The 1,030-nt window shown below is 45.3% G+C and carries 2 protein-coding genes; both read right to left on the bottom strand.

Annotated elements, in window-relative coordinates; translation table 11 throughout:
* Positions 1-528, bottom strand: a 528-nt coding sequence (locus ACFRAK_RS29735) for a hypothetical protein (RefSeq protein WP_394573299.1), incomplete at its 3' end; no start/stop codon positions are given.
* Positions 529-534: 6 nt separating this feature from the next.
* Positions 535-1,030, bottom strand: a 496-nt coding sequence (locus ACFRAK_RS29730; RefSeq protein WP_394573298.1) for an HAAS signaling domain-containing protein, incomplete at its 5' end; no start/stop codon positions are given.

The raw sequence follows: 1,030 nt of genomic DNA, 5'->3' as shown, positions 1-1,030 counted from the left end.
ATCCGATTTTACGTTCAGGAGACCTTCGGCTACATTCATTTCTATAGCACCTGTATCGCTAGCGAGCTCATATTCATTCGCCTGTACCGAGTCAACGTAAATATCCGCCGTATCCGTAATGATCTGCAGTTGATCCAGCTTAGTATTGGGTATGCCCACTGTTAACTGAAGCTTCGTATAGAGGTCAAATAAACGCATTCTGCTGTCCTGCACAATTTCAATACGGGCAAGCCCATCTTCTTCCTTCATGACTAAGTGGTAGTCCTTCAGCCATTTCTTCGTCGTCCTTCCGTCCAATGTCGCTTGGATCTCATTTCCTTCAATTGGGATCACCTTCACTTTCACCGTGCCGGTCTCTGAACGAATATACAGTTTATTTACTTGTCCTGTATTTATGGATCTTTCGATGGCAAGCGTATCTACGTTGAATGGGGAATTCCCCGTCATATACATCACTACATTACCTATTACCGCAACGGCAATCAGAACAACCGCCAGTTTTAATATATTCCGCTTATTTTTTGTCAAAATAGATCATATCCTCTCTATAACTTTCAAGTTATACCGTAAATAACGTATTACAAGCTTGTAGTATAGACCGGTCGCCTTTAGCGCTCCAATCATGAATAGCAGTCCTGCACCGACAAGGCCAAGCATAAGGAAGAAATCATTGATAAAAATCGAGACCGATTGATGCTGAATAATGAGCAGGATGGGAGATATGATCAGGAAGAGAGAGAATCCATACAATCCGGCAAGCACGATTAACGAAGCGATAAACGGCAACAGTACAATAATTAAATTGAACATCCCTAAACTCACCGTCGCCATAACCGCTCTAGTCACGTTAGGGAGCGAAGGAGATTTCCCCGCCTTCTGGATTCGGGACTGGGCAAGCACCTCACGCGCGACCAACCGCGGCTCCCCTAGCCTAAGGATCACTTCTTCCTCGGTTCGTCCACTGAATTCAGCCTGCTCAAAGTGCTCCATGTAGTCGGCTAGGATATCCGCTCGTTGGTCTGGAGGAAGC

Source organism: Peribacillus sp. NPDC056705, from assembly GCF_043656335.1.
Note: the sequence above shows the minus strand (reverse complement) of the source record. Positions and strands in the feature narration are given on the sequence as shown.